This is a genomic window from Atopobium minutum 10063974 (genome assembly GCF_000364325.1).
Lineage (GTDB): Bacteria > Actinomycetota > Coriobacteriia > Coriobacteriales > Atopobiaceae > Atopobium > Atopobium minutum.
Map to the genome: position 1 here is coordinate 1,427,099 of NZ_KB822533.1, position 26,963 is coordinate 1,454,061.

Genomic DNA, 26,963 nt, shown 5'->3' on the forward strand with positions numbered 1-26,963 from the left:
AAAAACTGGTGGACATGTCTTATTTCTTTCTATCAAGTGAACACTGCATTTATCGACCAACTTGTTGGCAGAGCGACGTATGATGTAGAGGTGTAAACACACAACTCAACAAGCAGCACTTGTAACCCACAGAAGGGCAGGACAGATGGTCTTACGTGTTTTTGTCGAGAAGCGCTCCGAGTTTGCTGGAGAGGCTCACGCCTTATGCACTGAGCTTCGTGACACACTTGGTATTTCCTCGCTGAGTGATGTGCGCATTATCAATCGCTACGATACCGAGGGCATTTCGCAGGAACTCTTTGAGAAGTGCATTCCAACCGTATTTAGTGAGCCGCAGGTAGATACCGTGTCTTTGGACATGCCTGCTGCAGACGATGCCATCCTGTTTGCTGTTGAGTTTTTGCCTGGTCAGTTTGATCAGCGTGCGGATTCTGCCAGTGAGTGTATCCAACTCATCGGTCAAGGCGAGCGCCCAACCGTTCGTTCTGCAAAAGTCTACTTACTGTATGGCAATCTGAGTGATGCAGATGTTGCTGCTATTAAACATTATGTTATCAATCCGGTTGAAGCACGCGAAGCCTCCCTTGAGCTGCCTTCAACCCTACAGATGCAACTTGCAGTCCCCAAGGCTGTAGAAATTCTCGATGACTTCCTCACGCTTTCTACAGACGAACTCGCAGCGTTTATCGCCAAGCAGGGTCTGGCAATGGACTTAGCTGATATTCAATTTTGCCAGCGCTACTTTGCCCAAGAAGGTCGCTGCCCCACCATTACAGAGATTAAAGTGATTGACACGTATTGGTCGGATCACTGCCGTCACACCACGTTTGGCACAGAACTGGACAGCATCACATTTGATGACGCCGTTGTCCAAGAGGCTTTCCAGAAGTACCTTGCCATGCGCCATGAGCTGGGACGTGATCACAAGCCCATTTGCCTTATGGACATGGGTACCATTGGTGCAAAATATCTCAAACACCAGGGGATTCTCACCAATCTGGACGAGTCCGATGAAATCAATGCCTGCACCGTTAAGGTCAAAGTAGATGTTAACGGCGTGGATGAAGACTGGCTCTTCCTCTTTAAAAATGAGACGCACAATCATCCTACAGAGATCGAGCCGTTTGGCGGCGCAGCAACCTGTATTGGCGGCGCTATTCGCGACCCGCTTTCCGGCCGTAGTTATGTATACCAAGCCATGCGTGTTACGGGTGCAGGCGATCCCAGGGTTCCCATTTCTCAAACGCTTGAGGGTAAGCTGCCTCAACGCAAGCTTGTAACCACAGCTGCTGCAGGCTACTCTTCTTATGGCAATCAGATTGGCTTGGCAACTGGCCAGGTAAATGAGCTGTACCATCCAGGATATATAGCCAAGCGCATGGAGATTGGTGCTGTTGTAGCTGCTACTCCTGCTCAACATGTCCGCCGAGAAGAACCTGCCGCTGGTGACGTTATCGTCTTGCTGGGTGGCCGTACGGGCCGTGACGGTATTGGTGGTGCAACGGGCTCATCCAAGGCACATAACATGGATTCTTTGGAAGACTGTGGTGCAGAGGTTCAAAAGGGTAATGCCCCTGTTGAGCGTAAACTCCAACGCTTGTTCCGCCGCAAAGATGCATGCCAGCTTATTAAACGTTGCAACGATTTTGGCGCAGGCGGGGTAAGCGTAGCCATTGGTGAGCTTGCCGATGGGCTTTTAATTGACCTTAATGCTCTGCCCAAAAAATACGAAGGCCTTGACGGCACAGAACTCGCTTTGAGTGAATCTCAAGAACGCATGGCTGTAGCTCTTGCCTCTACAGATGTAGAGACCTTCTTAGGCTATGCACATGAGGAAAACCTGGAAGCTACGCCCGTCGCAACAGTTACCGAGGCAAAACGCTTGGTCATGCACTGGAATGACAACACTATCGTAGATATTTCTCGAGAATTTCTCGCGTCTAACGGTGCTCCCAAACATCAAAATGCACACGTCACTGCCAGTGAACCCTTCGTACCCAAGTGGGATGGAACAAGCTTTGCACAACAGATGAACTCGCTGGTATCTGATAGTAACGTTGCTTCTAACAAGGGTCTGTCTGAGCGTTTTGACTCCACCATTGGCGCAGCAACGGTACTCATGCCCTTTGGTGGCACCCACCAACTCACACCAGCTCTTTCCATGGTAGCTAAGCTTCCTGTAGACGGCACTACCACTACCTGCTCTGGTATGGCCTGGGGCTTTAACCCCTATCTCTGTGAGAAAAATCAATACGCCGGCGCCTATTGCGCGGTAGTAGAGTCACTTTCCAAACTGATTGCCACTGGCTTTAAGCGCAAAGATGCATATCTAAGCTTCCAAGAGTATTTTGAGTGTCTACGCACAGAGGACACGCGTTGGGGTAAGCCCGTCGCCAGCGTACTTGGTGCCCTCATGGCTCAAGTTGATTTGGGCGTTGGTGCCATTGGTGGTAAGGACTCCATGTCTGGCTCCTTTGAGAAGCTCGATGTCCCTCCCACCCTGGTCTCATTTGCAACCGCTTGTGGCAAGACAGATACGGTTGTTTCCCCTGAGTTTAAGGCCGCCAATCACCAGCTTATTTCAGTGGTTCCTCACTATACTGCTGACGGCATCATGCCCGAGGCTTCTTCACTTATCGCTGCTCTGAACTTTATAGAACAGCTCATCCAGTCCAAGATAGCCGTTAGTGTAACCACTCCTGGCTATGGTGGTGTAGCAGAGGCACTGTTTAAATCCTGCCTTGGCAACCGTATTGGCGTCAAGCTTGATGAGCACTTCTCGGCAGAAAGCCTGCTGAGCCTAGCCTACGGCAGCTTTGTTGTTGAGCTTGCCCCAAATGTGGACCTGCCCCAAATTCCTGCAAACCTCACCGTCTCTTACCTTGGCACAACCACCGCAGAGTACCGCTTTGTTGCCTGCAATGAAACGCTTGACCTTGCCAAGCTGCAGGAAACCTGGGAATCCGCGCTGGAAGGTGTATATCCTTACCGCAGCTCAGCTCAGACCACCCACAAGGTGAGCTTTGTAGCATCCAGCAGGGCCCACGCACATGCCGCTATTGCCAAACCACGAGTAATCATCCCCGTGTTCCCTGGAAACAACTGTGAGTATGACTCCGCGCGCGCATTTGAGCGTGCAGGAGCACTTCCCACAACCTTTGTCATCAACAACCTCAGCCCTCAGGCGGTTGCCGAGTCAACCAAACAGCTTGCCCAGTATATCCGCTCATCTCAGATTGTTATGATTCCTGGCGGCTTTTCTGGTGGCGATGAACCCGATGGATCTGCCAAATTTATTACCGCGTTCTTCCGCGCACCTGAGGTTACCGAAGCAGTCCGCGATCTTTTAAACAACCGAGATGGACTGATGCTTGGTATCTGCAATGGCTTCCAGGCACTCATTAAATTGGGTCTGGTTCCTTATGGCGACATTGTTCCCATGGATGAACACTGCCCCACCCTCACCTTTAATACCATTGGCCGCCATCAAAGCCGACTTGTGCGCACGCGCATAGCTTCCAATGCGTCCCCATGGCTTTCCCAGTGTTCAGTGGATGACATTCACACCATTGCCATCAGCCATGGTGAAGGCCGTTTTGTTGCTTCTTCAGAGTTGCTCTCTTCTCTTGAGAAAAACGGTCAAATTGCCACGCAATATTGCGATGAAAACGGTATCCCCGCCATGGGCTTGGACGTCAATCCTAATGGCTCTGCATGGGCTATTGAAGGCATTACCAGCCCTGATGGACGCGTTCTGGGTAAGATGGGCCATACGGAGCGTTACGATAAGGACCTCTACAAAAACGTTGCTGGTACCACCTTCCAGCCCCTTTTTGAAAGCGGAGTTGCCTACTTTAGCTGATGAGAAACGCGCACAAAAGCCAGCATAGTAAGACGGCTAGCCTGCCCGATAGCTAGATTGCATGCCGATACCCTGCAAAAAAGGACGCCTGCCAGATGACAGGCGTCCTTCTCGTTTGTTTCTTATTTCCCTTCCCGGTTTTATCGGCACCTGCTTTTCTCGGCACTCGCTTTTCTCGCTTACCTTTGATCCCGATATAAACCCTATGGCAGATACCTCTCAATCTGACTACGTGCAAATTCAGAAGCATGGACAAGATCTTCTTCCCACTCAGCCGAACCAAGATACCATTGCTCACACACAAAGCGCCGTACGCCCTGGGGAATCAATTGACTCAGCGCGCCGACATAATCCGTAGTACCCTCACCAAAAAACATATCGCGATACTGCCCAGCTCTCGTCTCTTTAAGGTGCGCCGCAAAGATATGACCAGTACCTGTGGCGATATCATCCGATACGGACGTACCATACAAAAAAGAAGCATTGGTAAGATTTCCCACATCGGGATATACCCCTAAGAAGGGGCTGTGTATGTGGCTTACATAGCGCATGGCCTTAGTAACCGTGTCCATAAAGGGCGTTTCCATAGTTTCAAAACCCAAAACAACACCAGCGGTAGCCGCCATCTCGGTAGCCCGAGCTAAATTCTCTGCAAAATATGCCTCGGAACCATCCCAAGCATCCTCATCGTAATACGCATCATATCCCGCTAGCTGAATGATGTGCAGCCCAAGATCACAGGCAAGATCAAGAGCCTTATCCATCATTACCAAACTATAGGAACGTTTTTGAGGATCTTTTGCTCCAAAAGGCCATTTACGCAGGCCAGAAAGACACATAGAACCAAGTGACACACCGGTGTTGCGCATGGCCTGAATGACGGCCTGACGTTCTTGCGCCGTCCAATCAAGGCGAGCCTGCCGTGTACTGGATTCATCAACAGAAATCTCCAGGTAGTCAAAGCCGCACGCTGCTGCAGTACTCAGACGCTCCTCCCAGTCAAGCGTATCTGGTATAGCTTTCTCATAGAGTCCCAGTTGGTATGTTTTACTCATACCTACTCCTTTTACTAAAAGGGCATCAAACGACTTACCTGTGCGTCTGATGCCCTTGTTATTCTCATAGTACGCAATACGCAGTGCATGCCCTGTAAGCAGCCACTATCGCGTATCCGCTAGTTTTGTCCATAATACGCATGGGGCCCATGTTTGCGCTGGTAGTGCTTATCGAGCAAATATTGAGGAGCTTGGGCTTTTGCACAAGGCCGACCTATAGACCCACAAAGTAGCTCCGTATTAAGAGACATCTTTGCCACTTCTTCCACAACCACGGCATGGTACACCGCGGCTGCAGCATCCTTACCCCACGAGAAGGGCCCGTGATTGCGCACTAAACAACCGGGTTGCGCAAGAGGATCGCATCCTTCAAAACCCTCGACGATTACCTTGCCGGTGTTGTACTCGTAGGCTTCTTCTATCTCTTCTTGCGTAAGCCCCCGCATACAAGGTATCTCGCCGTAGAAATAATCAGCCTGTGTGGTGCCATAGCAAGGAATAGACCGACCAGCCTGTGCCCAAGAGGTTGCGGATGCAGAATGCGTATGAACGATTCCGCCAACCGCATCCCACGCACGATACAAATAGGCATGTGTTGCTGTGTCAGATGAGGGATTGAGACTGCCTTCAACCACGGCGCCATCCATATCGCACACAACCATAGACTCAGGGCTGAGCTCATCATAGGAAACACCAGAAGGTTTGATGACAAAAAGCTCCTTATCACGATCAATCTCTGAAGCATTACCCCAGGTAAAAACTACCAAGCCATGCTTGGGGAGATTCATGTTGGCTTCATAGACCTTCTCACGCAATTCTTTGAGCATCATGCGTGTTGCCCCCTAAAGAACCGAGCGGAATGGAACATTGGGTTCATGGTCAAAGCAGTCATGGAAGCCACGATCATACATATACTCTTTCTTGTCCTTATCGAGAGGATAGGTGTATTCGCCGCCCACCTTCCAGTAGTACGGCTTAAAGCGATAATCCAGACGATCCTTGCGCATCTGATACAGGACTTCTATCTCATTGAGATCAGCCGCAAAGTTGGTCCACACGTCCCAGTGAATGGGAATAACCACCTTGGCCAGCAGGTCTTCAGCCATGCGCAAAATATCAGAGGCTTCCATCTTGTCCTGCATACCCAGCGGATTGCAGCCATAAGAGCCAAAGGCAACGTCTACACCGCCGTATTGCTTCATGATGTCCTTACCATGCTTGGCAAAATAGATAGAATAATGCGAGTCACCGGAGTGATAAATATTGCCACCAGGGGTGATAAGCAGGTAATTAACGGCCTTCTCATCCATATCCATGGGGCACTTACCCCATAGGTCCTCACGGTCAGGACCGGTGGAATCGGTTGTGGTGATGCAGGTACGATCAAAGGAATCCATGCAGACAATTTTCATGTCCTTAATGGTGATGATATCGCCAGGCTTTACCACCCTGATGCGATCCTCGGGCACACCCCATTTGCGCCAAAAATCAGCGGACTTCTCCGGGCCAATAAAGGGTACGGGAATCTCATTGCCATTCTCGTCAATGGTGGTCATGCCGGACTGGATTACGTGGGCAGCCCACTCCTTTGACATGTGGTCCTGGTGATAATGCGTTGCAAGTACCGCATCAACCTTTTTGAAACCAAAGGGATCAAAAACGTAAGGAATATTGCGCAAATTGGGCTGCATAGCACGACATCCTGCCATATTAGCCATCTGATGGCCAACCTTCATCTTGCCGTCACCATGAGTACGCTTACCGTTGCCTGTCCAAAGATCAATGGTGATGTTGGCGTCGCCCGGGGTTTTTACCCACAGACCGGTGCAGCCAAGCCACCACATCTTGACGTTACCCTCGGGAACAACCGCGCTCTCAATATCCTCATTGAGCCAGGTGCCCCACTCGGGGAATGTGCTCATGATCCAACCCTCACGGGTGACTTCATCAATAGCGGACATATATATCTCCTTATACATACCTAGCGTAACGACAAAGCGCTGCGCGTAAGAATACCTACTCTGCGATTACCTGGTACAAGGCCGCTTCATCGACCTCTCGATTGGCCGAGATGATAAAATCGCTTCCCTCTTTTTTAAACACCCAGACATTTGCAGGTCCACAGTCACGGTCAATTACTTCAAGACCATACGAGCCATCCTGGAAATACAGGCGCATGAGGGCACGCTCTTCTTTTCGATTGCCCAAAAGAGCGCAGGCGTGATTTGCAAGGCTGCCAGACCATATGGCATGTAAAAACGCATGTTTTTGAGGGTCTTCCCAAACCATGTGATAGTTGTCTGGCTGCTGCGTTGCATGCCAGACCCGCAGCGTATCACCGTGAAATGCTGAGATGGTAACCAGCTCATCTATACCATCACCATCAAGATCTACCAGGCACATATCACTGGTGGGCTGAACCACCAAGCAGTCAATCTGCCAGCTGTCACCATCGTTTGCAGGCGGCGTATACCTAAACACTCCCGCCGCTGTACCAATCAGAGCAAAGCTGCGGTCAGGCGCCACATAGAAGCCATGATTTTGCAACTGTATTGGAGCAATCTGTGTGAGCGGAAGCTGTTCGGTCTGGTTGTAGCGCTCAAGTTTTCCCTCAAGCTTTGCCGCATAGACTGCACCCGGTGTCTTCCAATCTTCCTTGAATGACCGGCATGCCGACTTGATGGTACATGCCAAAAGCCATTCTTGTCCATCGGCAGCCTTAAGCACGCCAAAGCGGTGCACATAGGGTAAATCACATACAACAGAGCGCGTCCAACTGCCATCATCGGTGTGCGTATAGCTCACGATCTTGGCATCGTCTGCCCCAAAGTTGGGCGAGAAAAACTTATAGGTACTCAGAAGCTGATCATCACGACCCGGTGTTTGCATAACGGTCATAACGCCACCGGGGCCATCACAGACATTTTCTAGTACGGTCCCATCAAGTGAAAACCTACGAATGGGGCCTTCCTTCTCGGTAGCAATCACAAAGCTAGGGCTATCAGCACCGTCAAACATTCCAATGGCGTAGCACTTGGCCATGTCGGTCGCAATAACTTTCTTCTGATACTTCATAAACGCATCTCCTCAATAAGCAAGCTGTGTGACGTATGGAGCGCGCTATTTCGCGAACTTCTTGTCCAATCCGGCCTCAATAAACTTCTCTTCGATTTCTTTATCGGAAAGCACATTCTTTAAAGGAATGCAGATGACGGTTCCAGAATCAGCTGCGGACTTAAACATGTTTTCAAAGTTGCGGGGGAAGCAGGCAATATCAAACTTGGTTGCTGTAGAGGTGCCTTCTGCAAGGGCACAGTGGTGCACTTCCGAGACATCCATATTGAGCTTCTTTACCACACGCTCCACCGTTAGTTGCATCATCAGAGAGGTGCCGGAACCATTTGCGCAGGCACAAAGAATTTTTGCAGACATACTATTCCTTTCCATAGGGGGCAAACGTGTAACCATGCTGTTGTATCGCTCAAAACAACGTGTATGTTGAGACAGACAAGCAAGACAACAATCCAGCCAAGAAGGTCGGTCCCGTGTCAATAAGGACAGGACCGACCTGAGGGGCTACAATTACTGCGTTTCTGTGGCTTCTTTCTTGTGAGCGTCACGATACTCAACGTACTTCTCGTAATCCTCTACCTCGAGGAAGTAGGCGCTGTTGCCGTTCTCATCCTTAGGAGCGGCTTTGTACTGCAGCTGTGGAATAACCAGAAGGAACAGAGCCACAACCGCAATGCCGGCCCAACCGAGGAACTTCATAACAACCGTAAAGAGTGGCCAGACGGTAACCCAGTCAAACATACCCAGGTAGCCGCCGAAGGCATACATCTGAACCCACGAGGCAATAAGAGCAGAGCCAAAGACCTGCAGCAGGCCACAGATAAAGGGCAAAACCAGAACGGCCTTAAGCCCACCCTTGTTATTGGCGTATACACCGATAACAGCGTTGTCAAAGAACAGGGGGATAAAGCCTGCGACAACAAGAACCGGGCTGTGCATGGCAATGAGGATGCCAATGGCAATAAACTGTCCTACTGCACCTGCCATGAAGCCAAGGGTTACTGCATTGGTTGAACCAAAACCAAAGGTAACAGCGCAGTCTACGCCAGGTACCGAACCCTTAAGAAGCTTGCTAGAAATACCGGTAAACGACACGGTGAGCTCTGCAACAAAGGTGCGTACGCCAAGCTGAAGAATCGTCAGATATACGGCAAACTGGAAGCAGTTATACAAGATGTAAAATACAAAACTTTGTCCAGGCTTGAGAGCAGCAGAACCGCTCAGAGCACCATCTTTGGTGAGCTGCATAAGATAGTCAGGACCAATAACAAGGTAGATGATGCCAAAGAATACGGTCATGAGCAGCGCTGTGGAAACCATATTCTCATTAAACATAGACAGCCAGCCTGGAAGTTCAATATCTTCCAGTTTCTTATCAAAGATGGAAGTCCTCTCAGGATTCTTTGCACGACGGGCCTCATCGCGACGAGCCATCCAACCAGCAGCCTTGGAAGCCAAGAAGATACCAAACATCTGCTGATGCCCGATGGCAAAACCAGCACCATCGGTAAGCTCTTGGGTGGGTGAGATGGTAAGGTTGGAACCAACGGCCCAATACAGACCCAAAAGAATGGTCATAACAACAAGGGCAGGAACACTCACCAAATTGGGGAAGCAGAACATGATGAGCCAAAGCGCGGTGGCTGCCTGCTGTACTTGCACATTGCCCGTTGTAAAAATGGAGCGCAACTTAGTGTGCTTTTTAGCTGCAACCAGTGCGATGTTAAGAATGTAGGCAAAAAGCAGAAGGAGCATGTACTGCGAGATATTTGCACCCTGCAAAAATGAAACATCAGCCAGAGAAAAGTCACCAGCAGCGGCGGCCTTAACGCCCGCATCAACAGCATTGTTACCAAAATAAGGGTCAATAACCATTGCCGCTAAATCAAAGCGTCCTTTAAGACCAACAATGATGGGGCGGAAGACGCTTACCAAACCACCAGAGCCAACCGACAAGATCATGTAGCCAACCGAGGCCTTAATAAAGCCGGCCAATACCTCATACCACTTCTTACCGAGAAGAGCATAGCCGATCACGACAATAAAGCCGATAATCCATGCGGGCTGCGACAAGATGGTAGTGGCAAGCCACTTGACCACTGTCATAATAATGTCCATTTCCTCTCCTTCATATCTGTTGTTCTAGGAACCCTGTTTACAGACAGCATTCCACCCATTCTTATACTTTGTGGGACGTACTACTCATTTTTAAGCGGGTACCGGTACGTATTGCAGCTGCTAAAAAGAGCTATTCGTCCCCAACAAGCGCATCTATTTCGAGCAACTCTTCTGCACGCGTAAGTTTTGCGAGTCGCTCAACAACCTCTGGATTTGAGAGAACCATGGCAAGTCGTTGCATAGTTTGAAGATGAGACTGTGCATCGACATCACTGAGAGTGAAAAAGACCGTTGCAGTAGTGTCAGGATCATCCTTCTCACCAAAATACACGGGATGTTTGCTGATCATAAGACTTATAGCCTCACGATTAGTACCCACAGCACCTTCCACCGCATGAGGCATTGCAACACCTGGTAAAAGTACAATATAGGGACCGTGCTTCTCGACATTCTTTATAAGACAATCCGCATACTCAGGCTCGACGCATTTATCGACCAGTAAAGGTTCAATGCCTTTGCGCAAGGCCTCGCGCCAATCCATGGGGGTATCAACAATATTGAAGTGGTTAAGCTCATACAACTGACGAAGCAACATAGTATCCTCTATCCTTCTCTATCTGTCTTCCTCAAAACGCTTCATGCTTCTTGCGAGAAGCGCCCTGGGCATTACGCAAACCTCTCCTCTGCGTTCCCATAGAAAGACAAACGCTTAGCCATCCCCTATATAAAAATCTTACACTGATTTTGTTTGATGCGAACGTTATAAATTATCGTATCTATCGTTTATAATGTATTTATTGAACGTTTTTTGTTTCTATTCGTTCATATAAAGTAAATATCTTATGAGCACTGATGCTTTGTTCTTTGAGATTGCGAACAATCGAACGTAGAATATTTTTATTCTCGATCGTTGTGGCCTAGGGTAAACGGTATGTTTTTCTCGCTCAACGGTACTATACCAAGGAGGAACAGAAGTGGGCACCTCAAAAACACTTGTTGAAAGAAGACGAGAAGATATTGTTGCTACGCTCAGTGAACGTCCCCGTATGCGCGTGCTTGATTTAGCCCAACTCTTTGAGGTTTCGCCGCTTACCATCCGACGTGATCTTGATTATCTGTCTGAGAAGGGCATTGTCAAGCGCTCACATGGGTTTGTAGAAATCATAGATCCACTTGGCAGTCCTCTAAGCTCATCCGCTGTTTTGATAAAGCGCAATATTGCAGCAGAGGCAGCACGCTTTGTGGAAGATGGCGATACCATCTTTATCAACACAAGTTCCACGGCGCTTTCCGTCATTGAGCACATAACCGCTCTTAATGTAACTGTCGTAACAAACAGCGGAAAAGCACTGCAAATTACTCCTCCGCCAACCCTGTCTATTATTTTGACGGGCGGAGAAATCCGTCAGCCCAAGTGGTCTATGTCGGGCGAGTTTAGTTTATCAACGGTGGGCCACATCAATGCAGCAAAAGCAATCTTGGGTTGTTCTGGACTTTCTGCAGATAGAGGCCTTACAACGCTCGTCTCACATGAAACCAGCGTAAACTCCCTTATGCTTGAACATTCGGATATGCATATTATCGTGGCTGACCATACAAAGATTGGAACTAATGCAAGCTTTAGATATGGTAGCCCGGAACAAGTGCATATTCTTGTCACGGATAGCGATACAAACAAAGAAGAAATTTCTCATTTGGAACGAGCGGGCGTGCGTGCAGTAGTATATCCATCTGAAACTACAGCAGCACGAGCATAAGCTAGATTAGGAGCTCCATGAACATCATCTCTCAACTTGCCAGCGAGCTTAATCTTACAGAAACCAAGGTAGAAGCCGCCGTAACACTCATTGACGAAGGCAATACTATTCCTTTTATTGCCCGCTATCGTAAAGAGGTAACCGGCGCTATGGATGATGTGGCGCTGCGCAAACTGGATGAGCGTCTTGGTTACCTGCGCAATCTTGAGGATCGTAAGCATGATGTACTGCTCTTGATTGATGCACAGGGCAAGCTGACCGTTGAGCTCAAAACTCAGATAGAAGAGGCAACCCAACTACAACGTGTGGAGGACCTTTACAAGCCCTATCGCAAACGCAGGCTTACCCGTGCGCAAAAAGCTCGTGAGGCTGGACTTGAGCCGTTAGCCAACATGATTATCATGCAGGTTACAACCACAGGCTCTGCCCTTGATGCCGCCGCGCCCTACATCAATGTAGATGCAGGATTTGATACTGCCCAAAAAGCTCTTATAGGAGCTCAAGATATTGTGGCAGAGACCATTGCAGAAGATCCCGATAACGTAGACGAATTAAGAGCCTATACGCAACACACGGCCGAGCTAATAGTTCGGGCAACCGACGCAAGCGAGGTTACCCCCTATGAGCCTTACTACGACTACACTGAACCTTATCGCAAAATTCCCAATCATAGAATCCTTGCTATAGACCGCGGTGAGCGCGAGGAAAAACTCAAAGTGCAGCTGAGCGTGGATACAGATGAGGCCATTGCGCGCCTAGGTGCTCACTGGCCGAGAAGACAGGGCGTGTTTGCTCCTGTGCTTGATGCAGCAATCGCTGACGCCTATAAGCGCCTGATGGCTCCTTCACTTGAGCGAGAAGCCCGAGCAAAACTTACCGTACGTGCCCAAACGGAAGCCATTGCCGTCTTTGCTAAAAATCTGGAAGGCTTGCTTTCTGCGCGCCCTGTTCGCGGGGCTCGTGTGCTCGCACTTGATCCTGGATATCGTACGGGCTGCAAGGTTGCGGTTTTAGATGAGACCGGAAAGCTTTTGGACCACAGTGTGGTGTATCCCACCAAGCCCAAACATGACGTAGTAGGCTGCAAACGAGAGCTTGCTCGTCTTATCAAAAAAGATAAGGTCAATACCATAGTTATTGGAAATGGCACGGCAAGCAGAGAAACAGAAGAGGTAGTTTCAGACTTTATCTCTGAAGAAGCGCCAGAACTGCGCTACACCATAGTAAATGAGGCAGGCGCATCGGTTTACTCGGCATCCGAACTTGCCAGTAAGGAATACCCCAACTTGGACGTCACCGTGCGCGGTGCCATGAGTTTGGGTCGACGTCTACAGGACCCCTTGGCTGAGCTGGTAAAAATTCCTCCCCAATCCATTGGCGTGGGTCAATACCAGCATGACCTTGATCAAACCGAGCTCTCTCGCACGCTGGGTTACGTGGTAGAGGACGTGGTAAACCGGGTGGGCGTAAACGTAAACACCGCAAGTGCCAGCCTGCTCTCCTACGTTTCGGGCATCACGCCTACCGTAGCCAACAATATCGTGGCATACCGAGAAGAGCATGGCGCTTTTACCGACCGCGCAGAGCTCAAACAGGTGTCAAAGCTGGGACCAAAGGCCTTTCTCAACGCTGCAGGTTTTTTGCGCATTACCAAGGGAAGCAACCCGCTTGATGCAACCAGTGTTCACCCTGAAAGCTACGCTATTGCAAGCGAGCTGCTCAAACGCGCAGGTGTCTCCAGTTCAGAGCTTGAGCGCGGCGGTATCCCCACTATTGAGCGCCGTTTAGGCAATGTTGCAGAGCTTGCAGCGGAGCTCAACTGCGGTTTTCTCACCCTTATGGATATTATTGACGAGCTTAAAAAGCCTGGCAGAGATCCCCGAGATGATGCACCTGAGGTGATTTTTAGCCGCGCCGCTCTCTCAATTGATGATTTAGAGCCCGGCATGGAGCTTAAGGGTACTGTGAGAAACGTCGTGGACTTTGGCGCCTTTGTAGATGTGGGCGTCCATCAAGACGGTTTGGTGCACATCTCAAAATTAGCCAATCGCTTTGTGAAACACCCCTCTGACGTGGTTAGGGTTGGAGATACCGTCACGGTATGGGTTGAGAAGGTAGACCGAGATCGCAAGAAGATTTCTCTTACCATGGTAAAGCAAAGCTAGGCTAGGCTAGGCTAAACTAGGCAGAACGGTACGCTAAATCAGTATCCCTTGGAAAAGAGAAGCCAGCAAAGAAGCGTGAGTACAGCAAAGCTCAGCACAAAACTCAGCACAAAGCCACGACAAAAGCCACGAGATGAGTCAATAAAGTAGCGCGTACAAGCAAGGGCTGCTGCTGTCAATATGGGAAGAGAAGCAGTGGTAGAGATGCCGATGCCCACACCATACAGTGAGGCACCATAAGGGATCAAAATTGTTCCCAGCAAAATTGCTCCCGCAATAATAAAGGCACTTTTAAAGGTAAAGGGAACTACCCCGGTATGCTCAACCTCTTTTGCCATCTGCTCAGGCATAACGCCAACTAACTTGGAAGACGCCGCAACACTCCTTTTTGCTTCTCCTCTAAGCAGCTCAGCGGCCTCAGTTGAAGAATGCTTTATCGTCTGCTTATAAGAATGATGTCCGCGGTTCTTGTTGCGTTTTTTCTTGCTCATGACGCACTCCTCGGTGGATTGATAATGCTCCCTAGGATAACAGGCTCAGACGCACCTGTTGCGGTAGGGATATTTGAAGGCCTACCCTGTAAGGTCTGATTGCCCAACAGTGCAAAGGCTATGGCTTCCTTAGCATCTGCAGAATAGCCAAGCTCATCTTGGGTGCATACTTGAGTATCGGGAAGAAGCGCTGCTATACGCGATACCAAGGTATCATTATGCGCACCTCCACCACCAATAATGAGCTCATCAAACACGCCGTCAAATGCCGGTGCTACAAAGCGCTGGCAGCAGACCGCTATACTAGCTGCAGTAAATTCCGTCAATGTAGCAACTACATCCACAGGGTTCATCTCACTATGAGCTGCTATAAACCTGTCTACAAACTGTGCACCAAATAGCTCCCTTCCCGTCGATTTGGGCGGTGCCATAGTAAGGTATTCGCAAGACATAAGTTCAGCAAGAGCTGCTTGGTGCACTCGTCCTTGTGCGGCAATGTGTCCACCGGCATCCATATTGGTCCCAAAAAGCCTTCTGGTAGCTTCATCGATTGCCATGTTGCCCGGACCGGTATCAAAAGCAAATACATCAGCTGATGTGTACGATTTTGGTAATACCGTAATATTTCCTATGCCTCCAATATTGAGAAGCGCTCGATTCTTGCTCTGCGAACCATACAGCACGAGCTCCGAAAACGGTACCAGCGGAGCACCCTGCCCACCTGCCGTAACGTCCATTGCCCTAAAATCATAGACAGTACGGACATTGTGTTCCCATGCGATAATAGAAGCATCTCCAATTTGTAAAGTACCAGCATGAAAGGGTTTGTCGTCAAAGTAATCTCTGGACCCCTCAGGCTCATGCCAGATGGTTTGTCCGTGACAGGCTACAAATGAAATCTCGCTGTCCGTAATACCCGCCTTTTCACAGAGTGCCGAAACTGCGCGTGAAAATAAATGACCCAGCTCCGCATTAAGCGAACATATCAAGCGCGCATCTGCATCGCCAGGCTTACACGCATCTAAGATACGCTGACGTATACAAGAAGGCGTGGGATAGGTTAAAAATTCTTTGAGCTCTACCTTTGTAGAACTGTCCACTCCATCAATAGCGACAAGGGCGCAATCGACTCCATCCAAACTCGTACCAGACATTATGCCAATAGCTAACATAACAACATACCTCGCTCAGTACGGCGCTGATTAAGACGCTGCTTAAGAAGTAAACAGGGGCCAAGCGCTGGTTTATGTAGAGGAGGTTGCAATACAAACGTATGAGGAAGCGCAGCTTGAAGTGCATCTGTAAGCAATTGCCCAGCTCCCACAAATACGCCTCCCATATACACTACTGGTACTGCACTGCGCTCATTAAACAAACCATGAGCTGCAGCAACAACAATATCGGAAAGCTCTAAAGCAGCGCGAGAAAATAGTGCTTGTGCAGCTGGATCTCCCGCAAGCGCTGCGTCCTTGGCAAGTACCGTAAGAGCAGCAACGCTGGTTCTGTTGTTGTGTGACTCCTGTTGCATATACGCAATAAGCTCAGATGCATCCCTAAGCTGCAAGCGCTCTTGTATCAGGGTAAATAAGGGTCCCCGAGCATCTCTTCCATCCGCTTGGCGGCTAAAGAGTCGCAAGGTTTCTTTGCCAATCCACCAGCCACTACCCTCGTCACCAATATGGCAGCCCCAGCCACCTGCACGCTGCTTAATTGCACCTTCTACGGCATATGCAATAGAACCAGTACCACAAATGACACAAACACCATCTTGTAGATTAAGACCTGCAGCCCAGGCAGCACGAACATCACTCACCAGTTCATAGGGATGCCCCGCTGCCACCGTTCTCACTACATCGTCAATGTGAGCTCTGATTGAAGCATCTTGCCCATATCCCGCAAGACCAAAGCCTAAGCCTACTTCAGTCCCACTCTTTTTGAGCAGGACAGAAATGCCGTTACTCAGTATTTCGTGCATGCCATCATAACCAACCTGTGCAGCATGGCAGCTGGGTAAGCAGATGCTATCAAGAGCGGTAAACTGCTCGTCAAAGAGCGTAAACTGAGTTTTGGTTCCGCCTCCGTCTACACCTATCCACTGCATTATCAGCGCGCCTCTCGAAAGCGGAATTTTTGCCAGGGGCGAATGGTATCCAAAAGAAACTGTTCTCTCTCAGGAATATGTCCAACCACATTACTCAGGCCACTATTCTGCATATCTGTTAGGGCTATTTGCAGCTCACCTGCATAGTGGCCATATTCACTGCTTTCTATAATCACGTCTCCCCTATGAATCAGAGCCGGAGCATTAAACAGTCTAAAATTGTGACCCTTATATTTCACGCGGCTTTGCGTTGACCGCAAGAAATGCGCTGAGACATCTCCCCTGTTAAAGTGCAGCTCATCCAAGACAATACTGCGCTCTGTGTCCGGCACATTGCTCACAAGCTCAACACTAAAGCTCACCAGATTGCGGGGAAGCTGCTTGAGGCTCTCCAGCTCTTCATCAGTTGGATGGCAATTTGAAATGATAATATCGTCTATGCTGCCCATAGAGATGTAGTGCTCAACCTGCAGATACAAAGGCAAATGACGATGCATCTCTAAGGTTGGCAGTCCATCTGTTACTGGCCAATTTGCAAAGCTCTGCTCAGCCTGAGAAGTAACAAATGCCGCGGTCTGCAAACCAAAACGCTTGAAGCTGTTGGTACAAGTCGTAAAGTGCTCAAGCGTGAGGCCAGAATAGTTATGAGGGTAAAAATTGTGACAACCAACCAGGTGATTGGTATCTGGACAATAGTCCATGATGGTCTCAAGGTAGTGCGTATTATTGCTCATGTTAATCTCAATGAGCAACCCTTCGGGATTATAGGTCATAAGCGCTTCTTCATTTCCGGTAAATCCCATATCAAGACGGATTCCGTCAGCGCCAAGTTCTTTAAAAAAGGAAAGATTGTTATAGGAGACACCCAGCTCATCAAAAACTCGCGGATTACAATCGAGCATAACCTCAAAGCCCAGCTCATGGGCCCTAGTATTGAGCTCAAGATACTCACGCTTCAGTGAATCCCTATCATCTTTTACGGACAATAAGCAGCTAAAAATTCGAGAAAACCCAGCTTTTGCAGCACGCTCTAAATAGGCAAAGCTCTCTTCTTTTGTGGTCTTCTCTGGATACATTGAAATACCAAGGCGCTGCATACCACTCCATCCTTTAAATCCTTTTTAGGATCTCTACATACCAAGGCTGAACAGCTCAAATAGAGCATAGCTCAAAGTTAAAAGAGCGCGAACCCCGAGCAGAGGGTGCCCGAGATCCGCGCAGGTACTACAAATAAACCTCTTACTTTACTGCATATGGCAGGCAGTGCTTAGGCCTCAGAAGAGCCTTCCTCTTGTACTTGCTGTTTATCGTACATCTTGACAAAGGGTAGGTAGCAAAGCACCGAAACCGCAATCAGAACAATACAAAGTACGGATGCGCGCCAATCGCCGCCGGTTGCCAAATAAGCACCAATAGGTCCAGGCAAGGTCCAAGGAGCAGTAACAATTACCTGGTTAACCCATCCCAAAGAGGTTACAATCCACGCAATCACAGCGCAAATCATGGGCGTAAATACAAAGGGAATTGCCAGCACGGGATTCAATACGATAGGCGTACCAAAAATCAAAGGCTCGTTAATATTAAAGATGGCTGGGAAGAAGGCAAGGCGACCAAGATCCTTAAGGTACTTAGAACGGCACACCGTTACAAGCAGCAAGGCAAGGCCAATGCTGGTACCTGAGCCACCAATAAAAATGAACCACTGATAAAATGGCTCAGCGGAAATTGCTGGAAGCGCAGTTGCTGCTGCTCCTGCTGCTACCGCATTGGCGTTCTGCTCAAGCAGCGTCAGCCAAAGCGGGCGTGCAATCGAGCCGACAATAGAGGCGCCATGAATACCAAAGAACCAGAAGAAGTCAGTTAAGAAGACGATAAGTAAAACGCCTGGTAGCGTATCCGTTGCACTCACAAGAGGTGCTACAACGGTGGCTACCGCCTTGTGCCAATTGAAGCCCACGAAGTAGGTTAATGATCCAATAACCAAAATCACAATAAGCGTTGGAGTAAGTGCCTCAAACGAGCGTGCTACTGATGGTGGCACCTGCTCAGGCATGGTGATTTTGAACTTGGAATTATTGGTAAGACGAAATACGTTGATGGCAAAGAAGGTTACGATAATGCCAACAAAAAGACCGCCGCCACCAAGACTGGCCATAGGAAGTACAAAGCCCGCAACGCCAGCATTTACATCTGCCGCTACATTCACGGGAACTATGGTAAGCAAGAAAGCCATTGTCGAAAGAATTCCGCCGGATACGCCATCAAGGTCGTATGAGCGTGCAAGGCTGTTGCCCATGCCAAAAACAGCATAGAGCGCCATGATATACATGGTCACGCGGTATGGGAGAAGAATTGTTGCTGAATGAGAGGTCAAAAGGTATAAATTCCCCAGCTCTCTGGAAGAGGTGGATTGGCCACAATCAGGAAGAACGACCCGACAATAATGAGTGGCAATGCAGATACCACACCATCGCGCACCGCTAAGAGATAGCGATTGGTGCCGAGCTTGCTCATGATAGGATCGAGTGTTCTATCAAGAAACGCTTGGAACTTTTCCATTTTTTCGCATCCTTTCTTTACCTACCGTCTTATCTGCGAACAGACAGCCTTGCCTGTAATTTCTACGATAAAATCTCGTCTACCTGCTTAAAGATATGCTCACAGCGTGCCATTGCATAATCTTGCGGCTGCATAGCCACAACAGGAATCGAAACTTTTGCAATAATACTGCTCTTTTGATACGCAATCTGAGGCCCCAGTAAAATGATGTCATACTCAGAAGCCTTATCCTGACAAGCACTTGCGGCACAGGCATCTACCTTGAGATTCATCCCTTTTTCTTCCGCATACTTCTGCATCTTTGACATCAAAATAGTGGTAGACATGCCGCCAGAACATACGAGCAAAATCTTATAATCCTTCATGCTAGCCACCTTTCACTGGTGCTTTCGGATTTGGTTTTGTTCCAAAATTTCCGAAAAGCGCTCGTAATTGCGATTTACAAATGAGCGAAACAATATGTCAATAACGCCAAGCTGCCCAATACGTGAAGCCATGGCTGCCGAGCGCATAAGCGGTTCTGTAGAGCCCACAAACAAAACTTCATCAGCTTGATGTGCAAGCTTTGAGTCAAAACCAGAGCCGGTAATTGCAATTATCTTTCCGCCCCGCTCACGTGCCCTTGCCACACAAGCATTAACTTCTTCCGTCGAACCCGAATAGCTGATTGCTATAGACACATCTTCGGGCCCGCTATTTGAGGCATAGAGCAATTGACCATGCCAATCATCAATAAGGTTGCAGTTCACCCCTATCCTTAATAATTTGTAGTGCAAGTCCCGAGCCGATAAAAGCGATGCACCCATGCTAAATAAATTAATAGCCCGAGCGCGTGCCATCATATCTACGCAGGTGTCATAGACACTTGAATCATTAAGCTTTGCAACAAACTTCAACGAGTCAATATTGCCCTGCGTTATCTTCTCTATGGTTTGGGCAGTGGTATCCGTTGGAGCAAGATCCTCGATTTTTGCTAACTCACTCTCTCTGAGGACCGCAAGATCATATACGAGCAAGCGTTGAAACTCTTTGTAACCCTTTAGGCCCAATTTTTTGCAAAGCCTGGTAATGGTTGAAGGAGATGCAAAGGTATGAGCTGCTAGTTCATGAATACTCATGCTTGAGGCCGCTTCAGGATTTGCAAGCAAACGATCAATAAGCTCTCGCTCAGCTGGACTTGCGCTATTCATATGCTGTTTTAAACGTACTAATAGGCTTACCATGGGTTTTCCTAACGTATACACACATTCTAGAATGTGAAAATTATTTGTCATTAAATTCTAGATAACAAGAAATTAAATTTCAATTTTTGACATAAATACGCGGCGAACGGTAGATAATTGACTCTGACCATACCGGTCCTTGAAATATTTACTCAAGGTTTATTTGAGTCTCAACCCACATTGCATGCAACTTTGCTTACTGTTTTAGATATACACCTAGTATGAACTGGTCTTTTATAAAATTTTATAGATATAGTCCCTGTGGTAAATCAAAAAATAAAATGCAGGGGTATTCAAATTTCTCAAGCTTGTCGCCCCATTTATCATGAGCTATCTTCAACACAAAGAGGTTTACAGCGGTGGAGGATAGAGCTATGAATGACCAAAATACCTTGAATGAGTCCGAAGACCAGGATCCTGAGATGGTTTCATTTGGCCTCATTGCACAAGCCGGCGCTGCCAGAAGCATGGCCTTTGAGGCACTTAAAGCTGCAAAACAAGGTGATTTTATTCATGCAGAAGAACTTTTAAAACAGGCGGATAGCTCAATTCTTGAAGCGCACCATATACAAACATCACTGCTGAGTAAGGAAGCTCGTGGCGAACACACCAAGGTTGATGTCATTCTTGTCCATGCTCAAGATCACTTAATGACGGCAATTCTCGCCAAAGAACTCATTGCCGAGATGGTTGAACTTTACAAAAAACTTGATGCATCAGCGTAAACGCTTTTGGATTAACCGGTAAGGACCAACGTTATGATAGAGCTTTCACAATTAAGCACCGAGCAGCGCAATCCAAATACAACAGAGCTCGACACGTTTTCTGCTCTACAAATTGCCAAAGCAATGAATCATGAAGATGCATGCGCTGTTCAGGCGGTAGAACAGGTGTTACCTCAAGTTGCTACCGCAATTACCTGGGCAGCTGACTGTTTGGCGCAAAATGGTCGCATTATTTACATGGGAGCAGGAACAAGTGGCCGCTTAGGAGTTCTTGATGCCGTTGAATGCCCACCAACCTTTGGTGTTGATCCAAATGTTGTCATAGGTTTAATTGCCGGCGGAACAGAAGCTTTTGTGCAGGCGCATGAAGGAGTTGAGGACAATACCGCTCAAGGCGAGACAGACCTGCGTGATAGCGAGCTTACTAAACGTGATTTTGTGATAGGCCTAGCTGCAAGTGGACGCACCCCGTATGTAATTGGTGGCCTTACGTTTGCAAAAAAACTCGGTTGCAAAACTGCAGCCATTGCCTGTGTACCTGGCTCACAAATTGGGAAAGTAGCTGAGCTTGCAATTGAACCTGATACTGGTGCAGAAGTTCTTACCGGCTCTACCCGACTTAAAGCTGGCACCGCGCAAAAGCTCATCCTTAATATGATCTCTACTGGTGCCATGACTCTTACGGGCAAGGTTTACAAAAATCTGATGGTAGATGTAAGGCAGACCAATGAGAAACTCCACGCACGAGCGCAAAACATTGTCATGCAAGCCTGTGACTGTGAAAAGGATCGTGCAACAAAGGTGCTTGCGGAGGCTCATGGAAGCGTAAAGCTTGCTGTAGCAAGCATATTGCTCGATTTGCCCGCAGATGAAGCCACACAAGCACTTGAGAAAGCACACGGCAAAATACGGCATGCCCTTGAAACGAGAGTCTGATGTTAGAAGCCACTTCATCGAGTCTCTACGCCTACCCAAGGAGATAGTTACACCAAACGACTGATCACATTCACAAAGCTCTGCACGTCATGCGTGGGCTCAAGTGGATAATGCAGATATACAGGCACTTCTCGCCCACATCTGAAGGGTAACCCTACAAAGGCAGGATGCACGCCCGACCATGAGCCACAGGTTAAAACCGCATCTCCCTTAGCCTCAGCCGTGTTAAAAAGTGCAAAGTCAAAACTGTCCACATCGATGATGTCCACACCTCCGTCTGCGATAAGTTCTTCACGAAGGCTGTCCATAGCATCATTTCCATGACGAAGCACTCTGAGGCGCATGCCCTCCAAGTCAGAAATGACTATTTCATCATGTCCTGCTAGCGGGTTGGTACGAGGCAAATCAATATAAAAAGGGACATCCAAAAGGTGCTGGATCTGGCAGCTATCCCCCCAGCGTACATCCGAAAAACTCGATTGCACAACATCTACCTCTCGGCCCAAATTTTGCATAATACATGCCTGCATATCATAGAGATCGCCCACCGGGACAATTTCAAATCTCAGATTAGGCTCAAGCTCATGCACCTTAGGCCAAAGCTCCAATGTTTTTCTGCCAGGACACATCAAGGACACGCCCAGACGCACAGCACCTCCGTCCTTCATGGCACGTGTAGCACGGCGAAGACTCTCTTCTGACTGCAGCATGATTGACCGAGCATCCTCTACCAAGAGCGCTCCAGCACGAGTAAGCGAAACTCCCGTGTGTGAGCGAGAAAAAAGCTCAAGTCCAAACTCAGCCTCAAAGCAAGACACCTGCTTGACAAGAGCTGGTGTTGAAATCCTCAGTTGTGCAGCTGCTTTTGAAAAACTGCCACATTCTGCAGAGGCTACTATTGCCTCAAGTCTTCTGTCGTACACGCTCTACTCCACCCCATTTTGTTCTAGAGTCCTGAAACAGCTATAAACCAATGGTTAACACCAACCTAACAAAGAAGAAATTCACAAATCGTTAAACCACTCCTAGACTGAGCAGCATACAGTACGCAAGGTGCATGGTTCACACCACACACAGCACCTTTATCGACCATACGAAGGGGTAATTTCTATGAGCAATTGGCTAAAGCTTGAGGGTGAGGTGTGTGCGGTTACTGGGGCACTTGGCGGCATGGGAACTGGATTTGTCGCGAGTTTGCCAAAAACGGTGCAAGCGTAGTCCTCCTTGATCTTGACGAAGCAAAGCTAAAGGCTGCCGCCTCAGATCTCTCAGCAGAATTTGGCATAAAAGCAGCAGGGTATCGCATGAACGCTATCGACGAAACCGAGGTTCAGGCAGCCGTAGACGCCACCATGGCAGAATTTGGCAAGGTAGACGTACTCGTCAATACTGCAGGCATCCTTCGTTTCTCCCCCATGGAGGACCTTCCGCTGTCTGATTGGGAAGAAGTTATCAAGGTTAATCTAACGGGTACCTTTATTGCTTCTCAACGCTTTGGTCGCGAGATGATAAAGGCTGGGTCCGGTCGCCTGGTGCACATTTCTACCGCTGCTTCCTATCAGCCTGAAACTTTCTCGGGCGTGTATAGCTCCACCAAGGCCGGCGTCAACATGCTCTCTAAAATGCTTGCAGCAGAGTGGGGCCCTTACGGTGTTCGCTCCAACTGTGTGTGCCCCTGCTTTGTAAAGACGCCTATGTCTGCCAGCTTTTATGCCGATCCTGAGGTAGAAAAGAGCCGAAGCCGTCTTATTGCTACGCGCCGCATAGGTGAGGTCACCGATATTGCAAACGCGGTTATGTACCTAGCATCCACGCGCTCTAATTTCACTACTGGTGCCGAAATCATGGTTGACGGTGGCTTTTCCAACATGATGGGCGAGATGACCGCAAAACCCGGTGGTCGTCGCGCATTTGCCGAGAACTACCTCAAGAAACAGGGCATTGAGCTGTGGACCGACCAGGCTGGCGTCAAAACCCCAACTGATCAGTAACCCCAACTGGCCCATAGTCAAACTGACTCATACCCTGGCCAACCAACAATCCCATCAACCTCAAACAGAAAGAATTTCATGGCTAAGCAAAACTCAAACCAAGGGCGCTCAGTAGTGCTGGGCGCCGCCTGTGTTACCATGTTCTTTATCAGCTCTATTGCGCTTTACTCGGTGGTAAGCAAAAACCTCCTAGCTCAATATCCCGACTGGTCTCCTGCTCTTACCTGGGCTTTCCCCGTATTTCAGACCATCATGGCAGTAACAGGCATTTTTGCAGGCCGCTTTTCAGACAAGATCGGTCCTCGAAACGTCGTTATCGCAGCAGCACTTTGCTACGGTGTTGGCTGGTTTATGTCCGGAACCGTTACTGAGCCCTGGCAATTCTATCTTTGGTTCTCTGTTATTGCAGCCATTGGCAACGGCCTTGGCTACAACCCTGCCTTAACCACTGGACAAAAGTGGTTTATCGACAAAAAGGGTCTTGCCTCTGGAATCACGCTTGCTGCTTCTACCGCTGGCCCTGCCGTGCTTTCACCGGTGCTTGCATCGTTACTCATCCCTCTGTTCGGCATTTTTGGCGCGCTGAAAGCTCTTGGAATAATTTTCTTTGTAACCATTTTTGCCTCGGCACTCTTCCTCAAAGCCCCACAAGCTGGCTGGCTACCTGAGGACTACCGTGCCCCCAAAGCCGGAGCTCACGCCGGAACTTTTGGTGATCTCACCCCTGGTGAAATGGTCAAATCCCCTCGTTTTTGGGTACTTCTCATAACCTTTGCCTGTGCTGCTACCGCCGGAACGCTTTTGGTAGGTAAGGTTGCATCCATTGCCGCTGTTCAGCTCTTTGAAGATCCAAGCTCTATCGCTGCTATTGCGCTTGGTGGAGTTGTGGTTACCGTTAATACCTGCGCAAATCTGGTTGGCCGTCTCTCCTTTGGTCAAATTGTCGATAAGATCGGTGCGTATAAGTCCTTACTCATCAGCTTGGTAGTCACTATCGTTGCGCTTATCATTATGTCTACAAGTTTCTCCATACCGGTATTCTTTGTGGCGCTCGCGCTGCTTGGCTTTAGCTTTGGTGCCCTTCTCGTTATCTATCCACCCCTCACTGGTGGCGCTTTTGGTACCAGCAACCTAGGCGTCAACTATGGCATCATGTTCTTGGGTTACGCTGCTTCCACCTGGATTAGCCAGCCCATCGCTGCCATTCTCTACCATGCAAATGCAGGCAACGCTGCCTATCAGCAGTCTTTTTACGGCGCAATTGTCATTGCTGCAGTAGCCGTGCTCCTCACCGTATACATGATGGTGTCTGATAACAAAAAGAAGCAGGTTGCCTAGGGCCACAAGAGAGTACAGCTGCTGAACTCATACCTGATAAACTCTCTCAACCTAAGCTGACTGTAAATATCCCATCAACCTCCAAATCCGAAAGGAATATATATGTCACAACAAGCTGTACGTATAGCTGTCATTGGCGCTGGCGCCATGGGCCGAAACCACATTCGTTTTATTGCTGAAGAACCAGAGGCAGAACTTGTAGCCATAGCCGATGCCTTTGAAGGCGCTCGCACAACGGCAGAGGCTGCCCAGGTGCCCTTCTTTACCGACGCAACTCAGATGATGGATGCAATCAAGCCTGAAGCGGTTATCATTGCTACCCCCAACAACCTTCACTTAGGTGTTGCTCGCGAGGCAATCAAACGCAACATTGTGCCTTTGGTTGAAAAGCCTATCTCAAATGATCTCGAGGATGCTGAAACATTTGCCAAAGAAGCAAAAGCTGCGGGAGTACCCGTGCTTGTCGGCCAACATCGCCGTCATAACCCTTTTGTCAATAAAGCAAAGGAAATTATCGACTCTGGAGCACTGGGCAAGCTCACCGTCTCTTCATTCCATTACATGATCTACAAAAATGATGAGTATTTTGATGTCGAGTGGCGTCGTCAAAAAGGAGCCGGCCCCATCCTTGTAAATCTCGTCCACGACGTAGACTTGCTTCGTTACCTTCTGGGAGAGCCTGTTGCCATTCAGGGTATGCAATCCAGCGCCGCCCGTGGTTTTGAGACCGAGGACTCAGCCGTCATCAACGTACGTTTTGCTGATGGCGCACTTGCTTCCATGACCATCTCTGATGCAACGGCTAGCCCCTGGAACTGGGAGGCAACTGCTCGCGAAGATCCGCAGTATCGTCCCTTCGATGCAGATGCCTACTTCATTGGCGGAACCTTGGGCGCCCTCTCGCTGCCCAAGCTCCACCTCTTTAGCTATGAGGGAGACTCTTCTTGGCACAAGCCTCTTCAGATGGATATACCTGCCGTTGATCCAGCACTTCCCCACAAGATGCAGCTTAAGCACTTTGTAAAAGTTGTTCGCCGAGAAGCCACTCCTGTAGTAACTCCAGCTGACAACGTAAAGACGCTTCGCACACTGGCTGCTGTCAAAGAAGCTGCGGAGACTGGCAAGCTTATTGAGCTGTAAGGCTTATTTGGTAAGCAGCAAGCATGCTACTCGATTTGGCCTCAGCTATCATTGAGTATAGTAATTTTGATCACTATACTCATCCAATACTAAGCAAAGGAGTCCAAATGAAAGAAATCATGCTCGTAGCCTGCGGAGGAGCCGTCGGTTCTGTGCTCCGCTATGCCATAGGACTCATTGAAACACCTGCCGCTGGAGGCTTCCCCATCAAAACACTTATTATCAATGTCGTAGGTTCCTTTGTAATAGGCATGCTTGCTGTTCTTGCAGCACACACATCTAAAATGAACTCCGACCTCTTACTGTTGTTAAAGGTTGGGTTATGCGGAGGTTTTACTACCTTTTCTACGTTTGCACTCGAGACAAGCGACCTTCTGCAGGCACATAAGCTTGACTTCGCCTTGCTGTATGTACTTGCCAGTTTAGTGCT

At 48.7% G+C, this 26,963-nt stretch carries 25 protein-coding genes (1 of these 25 cut by a window edge); 9 read left to right on the forward strand and 16 right to left on the reverse strand.

Translation table 11 applies throughout. From position 1 onward, the window contains the following. Positions 1-145: 145 nt before the first annotated feature. Positions 146-3,862 carry a phosphoribosylformylglycinamidine synthase gene (locus HMPREF1091_RS06580; protein WP_002564028.1) on the forward strand — a complete coding sequence of 1,239 codons (3,717 nt, stop codon included), beginning with the start codon at positions 146-148 and terminating at the stop codon, positions 3,860-3,862. 203 nt (positions 3,863-4,065) lie between these two features. Here HMPREF1091_RS06580 and HMPREF1091_RS06585 read toward each other — a convergent pair whose 3' ends face one another. From HMPREF1091_RS06585 to HMPREF1091_RS06615, 7 genes are all read right to left on the reverse strand, one after another. After that, positions 4,066-4,917, reverse strand: a complete 852-nt coding sequence (locus HMPREF1091_RS06585) for an L-ribulose-5-phosphate 3-epimerase (protein ID WP_002564029.1) — start codon at positions 4,915-4,917, stop codon at positions 4,066-4,068. Between the two features lie 119 nt (positions 4,918-5,036). After that, a complete protein-coding gene (locus HMPREF1091_RS06590; RefSeq protein WP_002564030.1) occupies positions 5,037-5,747 on the reverse strand; it encodes an L-ribulose-5-phosphate 4-epimerase in 711 nt (236 codons plus the stop codon). 12 nt (positions 5,748-5,759) lie between these two features. Further along, entirely contained in the window at positions 5,760-6,878 is a 1,119-nt protein-coding gene (gene ulaG / locus HMPREF1091_RS06595) for an L-ascorbate 6-phosphate lactonase (protein WP_002564031.1), read from the reverse strand. Positions 6,879-6,933: 55 nt separating this feature from the next. Continuing rightward, positions 6,934-7,992, reverse strand: coding sequence for a hypothetical protein (locus tag HMPREF1091_RS06600; RefSeq protein ID WP_002564032.1), 1,059 nt, complete (start codon positions 7,990-7,992; stop codon positions 6,934-6,936). A gap of 45 nt (positions 7,993-8,037) precedes the next feature. After that, on the reverse strand, positions 8,038-8,349 hold the full coding sequence (locus HMPREF1091_RS06605; protein WP_002564033.1) for a PTS sugar transporter subunit IIB: 312 nt from the start codon (positions 8,347-8,349) through the stop codon (positions 8,038-8,040). A 150-nt stretch (positions 8,350-8,499) separates the two neighbouring features. Further along, positions 8,500-10,107, reverse strand: a complete 1,608-nt coding sequence (locus HMPREF1091_RS06610; protein ID WP_002564034.1) for a PTS ascorbate transporter subunit IIC — start codon at positions 10,105-10,107, stop codon at positions 8,500-8,502. A gap of 130 nt (positions 10,108-10,237) precedes the next feature. Further along, complete coding sequence (locus HMPREF1091_RS06615; RefSeq protein WP_002564035.1) at positions 10,238-10,702, reverse strand: PTS sugar transporter subunit IIA; 465 nt, start codon at positions 10,700-10,702, stop codon at positions 10,238-10,240. Between the two features lie 379 nt (positions 10,703-11,081). On the opposite strand from HMPREF1091_RS06615, the gene HMPREF1091_RS06620 reads away from it, so the two are divergent. Beyond that, positions 11,082-11,864 carry a DeoR/GlpR family DNA-binding transcription regulator gene (locus tag HMPREF1091_RS06620; protein WP_002564036.1) on the forward strand — a complete coding sequence of 261 codons (783 nt, stop codon included), beginning with the start codon at positions 11,082-11,084 and terminating at the stop codon, positions 11,862-11,864. Between the two features lie 17 nt (positions 11,865-11,881). Next, positions 11,882-14,029, forward strand: a complete 2,148-nt coding sequence (locus HMPREF1091_RS06625; RefSeq protein ID WP_002564037.1) for a Tex family protein — start codon at positions 11,882-11,884, stop codon at positions 14,027-14,029. A gap of 38 nt (positions 14,030-14,067) precedes the next feature. Here HMPREF1091_RS06625 and HMPREF1091_RS06630 read toward each other — a convergent pair whose 3' ends face one another. The 8 genes from HMPREF1091_RS06630 to HMPREF1091_RS06660 all read right to left on the reverse strand — a co-directional run bounded on the left by HMPREF1091_RS06630 (position 14,068) and on the right by HMPREF1091_RS06660 (position 20,454). Continuing rightward, on the reverse strand, positions 14,068-14,520 hold the full coding sequence (locus HMPREF1091_RS06630; RefSeq protein WP_002564038.1) for a hypothetical protein: 453 nt from the start codon (positions 14,518-14,520) through the stop codon (positions 14,068-14,070). Beyond that, a complete protein-coding gene (locus tag HMPREF1091_RS06635; protein ID WP_002564039.1) occupies positions 14,517-15,692 on the reverse strand; it encodes an anhydro-N-acetylmuramic acid kinase in 1,176 nt (391 codons plus the stop codon). The genes HMPREF1091_RS06630 and HMPREF1091_RS06635 overlap by 4 nt, the downstream gene beginning before the upstream one ends. Continuing rightward, positions 15,686-16,621, reverse strand: coding sequence for an N-acetylglucosamine kinase (locus HMPREF1091_RS06640; RefSeq protein WP_002564040.1), 936 nt, complete (start codon positions 16,619-16,621; stop codon positions 15,686-15,688). Before HMPREF1091_RS06640 ends, HMPREF1091_RS06635 begins: the two co-directional genes overlap by 7 nt. 2 nt (positions 16,622-16,623) lie before the next feature. Then, positions 16,624-17,718 (reverse strand): DUF871 domain-containing protein, encoded by a 1,095-nt coding sequence (locus HMPREF1091_RS06645; protein ID WP_002564041.1) that lies wholly within the window; start codon positions 17,716-17,718, stop codon positions 16,624-16,626. A gap of 170 nt (positions 17,719-17,888) precedes the next feature. After that, complete coding sequence (locus HMPREF1091_RS06650) at positions 17,889-18,995, reverse strand: PTS sugar transporter subunit IIC (protein ID WP_002564042.1); 1,107 nt, start codon at positions 18,993-18,995, stop codon at positions 17,889-17,891. After that, complete coding sequence (locus HMPREF1091_RS08475; protein WP_002564043.1) at positions 18,992-19,180, reverse strand: hypothetical protein; 189 nt, start codon at positions 19,178-19,180, stop codon at positions 18,992-18,994. Before HMPREF1091_RS08475 ends, HMPREF1091_RS06650 begins: the two co-directional genes overlap by 4 nt. 62 nt (positions 19,181-19,242) lie before the next feature. Continuing rightward, positions 19,243-19,545 (reverse strand): PTS sugar transporter subunit IIB, encoded by a 303-nt coding sequence (locus HMPREF1091_RS06655; RefSeq protein ID WP_002564044.1) that lies wholly within the window; start codon positions 19,543-19,545, stop codon positions 19,243-19,245. 12 nt (positions 19,546-19,557) lie between these two features. Continuing rightward, a complete protein-coding gene (locus HMPREF1091_RS06660; protein WP_331270866.1) occupies positions 19,558-20,454 on the reverse strand; it encodes a MurR/RpiR family transcriptional regulator in 897 nt (298 codons plus the stop codon). Positions 20,455-20,777: 323 nt separating this feature from the next. Here HMPREF1091_RS06660 and HMPREF1091_RS06665 point away from each other — a divergent pair, with 323 nt between their 5' ends. Further along, positions 20,778-21,128, forward strand: a complete 351-nt coding sequence (locus HMPREF1091_RS06665) for a PTS lactose/cellobiose transporter subunit IIA (protein ID WP_002564046.1) — start codon at positions 20,778-20,780, stop codon at positions 21,126-21,128. A gap of 33 nt (positions 21,129-21,161) precedes the next feature. Further along, positions 21,162-22,064 carry an N-acetylmuramic acid 6-phosphate etherase gene (gene murQ, locus HMPREF1091_RS06670; RefSeq protein WP_002564047.1) on the forward strand — a complete coding sequence of 301 codons (903 nt, stop codon included), beginning with the start codon at positions 21,162-21,164 and terminating at the stop codon, positions 22,062-22,064. A 47-nt stretch (positions 22,065-22,111) separates the two neighbouring features. On the opposite strand, the gene HMPREF1091_RS06675 is transcribed toward murQ, so the two are convergent. After that, positions 22,112-22,987: a LysR family transcriptional regulator gene (locus HMPREF1091_RS06675; RefSeq protein ID WP_002564048.1), complete on the reverse strand. Its 876-nt coding sequence runs from the start codon at positions 22,985-22,987 to the stop codon at positions 22,112-22,114. 219 nt (positions 22,988-23,206) lie between these two features. On the opposite strand from HMPREF1091_RS06675, the gene HMPREF1091_RS06680 reads away from it, so the two are divergent. From HMPREF1091_RS06680 to crcB, 4 genes are all read left to right on the forward strand, one after another. Next, a complete protein-coding gene (locus tag HMPREF1091_RS06680; protein ID WP_002564049.1) occupies positions 23,207-24,055 on the forward strand; it encodes an SDR family NAD(P)-dependent oxidoreductase in 849 nt (282 codons plus the stop codon). Between the two features lie 78 nt (positions 24,056-24,133). Then, complete coding sequence (locus HMPREF1091_RS06685) at positions 24,134-25,393, forward strand: MFS transporter (RefSeq protein ID WP_021736310.1); 1,260 nt, start codon at positions 24,134-24,136, stop codon at positions 25,391-25,393. A 102-nt stretch (positions 25,394-25,495) separates the two neighbouring features. Beyond that, complete coding sequence (locus HMPREF1091_RS06690) at positions 25,496-26,533, forward strand: Gfo/Idh/MocA family protein (protein ID WP_002564051.1); 1,038 nt, start codon at positions 25,496-25,498, stop codon at positions 26,531-26,533. Positions 26,534-26,640: 107 nt separating this feature from the next. After that, positions 26,641-26,963 carry the 5' portion of a fluoride efflux transporter CrcB gene (gene crcB / locus HMPREF1091_RS06695; RefSeq protein WP_002564052.1) on the forward strand. It continues 46 nt past the right edge of the window, so only the first 323 of its 369 coding nucleotides appear in the window; it begins with the start codon at positions 26,641-26,643; its stop codon lies off the right edge, out of view.

Excerpts from the sequence above, each read along its gene's own strand:
- HMPREF1091_RS06685 (WP_021736310.1), top strand. The coding sequence starts at position 24,134 with ATGGCTAAGCAAAACTCAAACCAAGGGCGCTCAGTAGTGCTGGGCGCC.
- HMPREF1091_RS06655 (WP_002564044.1), bottom strand. The coding sequence starts at position 19,545 with ATGAAGGATTATAAGATTTTGCTCGTATGTTCTGGCGGCATGTCTACC.
- HMPREF1091_RS06600 (WP_002564032.1), bottom strand. The coding sequence starts at position 7,992 with ATGAAGTATCAGAAGAAAGTTATTGCGACCGACATGGCCAAGTGCTAC.
- HMPREF1091_RS06585 (WP_002564029.1), bottom strand. The coding sequence starts at position 4,917 with ATGAGTAAAACATACCAACTGGGACTCTATGAGAAAGCTATACCAGAT.
- murQ (WP_002564047.1), top strand. The coding sequence starts at position 21,162 with ATGATAGAGCTTTCACAATTAAGCACCGAGCAGCGCAATCCAAATACA.
- HMPREF1091_RS06660 (WP_331270866.1), bottom strand. The coding sequence starts at position 20,454 with ATGACAAATAATTTTCACATTCTAGAATGTGTGTATACGTTAGGAAAA.
- ulaG (WP_002564031.1), bottom strand. The coding sequence starts at position 6,878 with ATGTCCGCTATTGATGAAGTCACCCGTGAGGGTTGGATCATGAGCACA.
- HMPREF1091_RS06615 (WP_002564035.1), bottom strand. The coding sequence starts at position 10,702 with ATGTTGCTTCGTCAGTTGTATGAGCTTAACCACTTCAATATTGTTGAT.
- HMPREF1091_RS06635 (WP_002564039.1), bottom strand. The coding sequence starts at position 15,692 with ATGTTAGCTATTGGCATAATGTCTGGTACGAGTTTGGATGGAGTCGAT.
- HMPREF1091_RS06625 (WP_002564037.1), top strand. The coding sequence starts at position 11,882 with ATGAACATCATCTCTCAACTTGCCAGCGAGCTTAATCTTACAGAAACC.
- HMPREF1091_RS06690 (WP_002564051.1), top strand. The coding sequence starts at position 25,496 with ATGTCACAACAAGCTGTACGTATAGCTGTCATTGGCGCTGGCGCCATG.
- HMPREF1091_RS06630 (WP_002564038.1), bottom strand. The coding sequence starts at position 14,520 with ATGAGCAAGAAAAAACGCAACAAGAACCGCGGACATCATTCTTATAAG.
- HMPREF1091_RS06610 (WP_002564034.1), bottom strand. The coding sequence starts at position 10,107 with ATGGACATTATTATGACAGTGGTCAAGTGGCTTGCCACTACCATCTTG.
- HMPREF1091_RS06640 (WP_002564040.1), bottom strand. The coding sequence starts at position 16,621 with ATGCAGTGGATAGGTGTAGACGGAGGCGGAACCAAAACTCAGTTTACG.
- HMPREF1091_RS06605 (WP_002564033.1), bottom strand. The coding sequence starts at position 8,349 with ATGTCTGCAAAAATTCTTTGTGCCTGCGCAAATGGTTCCGGCACCTCT.
- HMPREF1091_RS06645 (WP_002564041.1), bottom strand. The coding sequence starts at position 17,718 with ATGCAGCGCCTTGGTATTTCAATGTATCCAGAGAAGACCACAAAAGAA.
- HMPREF1091_RS06590 (WP_002564030.1), bottom strand. The coding sequence starts at position 5,747 with ATGATGCTCAAAGAATTGCGTGAGAAGGTCTATGAAGCCAACATGAAT.
- HMPREF1091_RS06665 (WP_002564046.1), top strand. The coding sequence starts at position 20,778 with ATGAATGACCAAAATACCTTGAATGAGTCCGAAGACCAGGATCCTGAG.
- HMPREF1091_RS06580 (WP_002564028.1), top strand. The coding sequence starts at position 146 with ATGGTCTTACGTGTTTTTGTCGAGAAGCGCTCCGAGTTTGCTGGAGAG.
- HMPREF1091_RS08475 (WP_002564043.1), bottom strand. The coding sequence starts at position 19,180 with ATGGAAAAGTTCCAAGCGTTTCTTGATAGAACACTCGATCCTATCATG.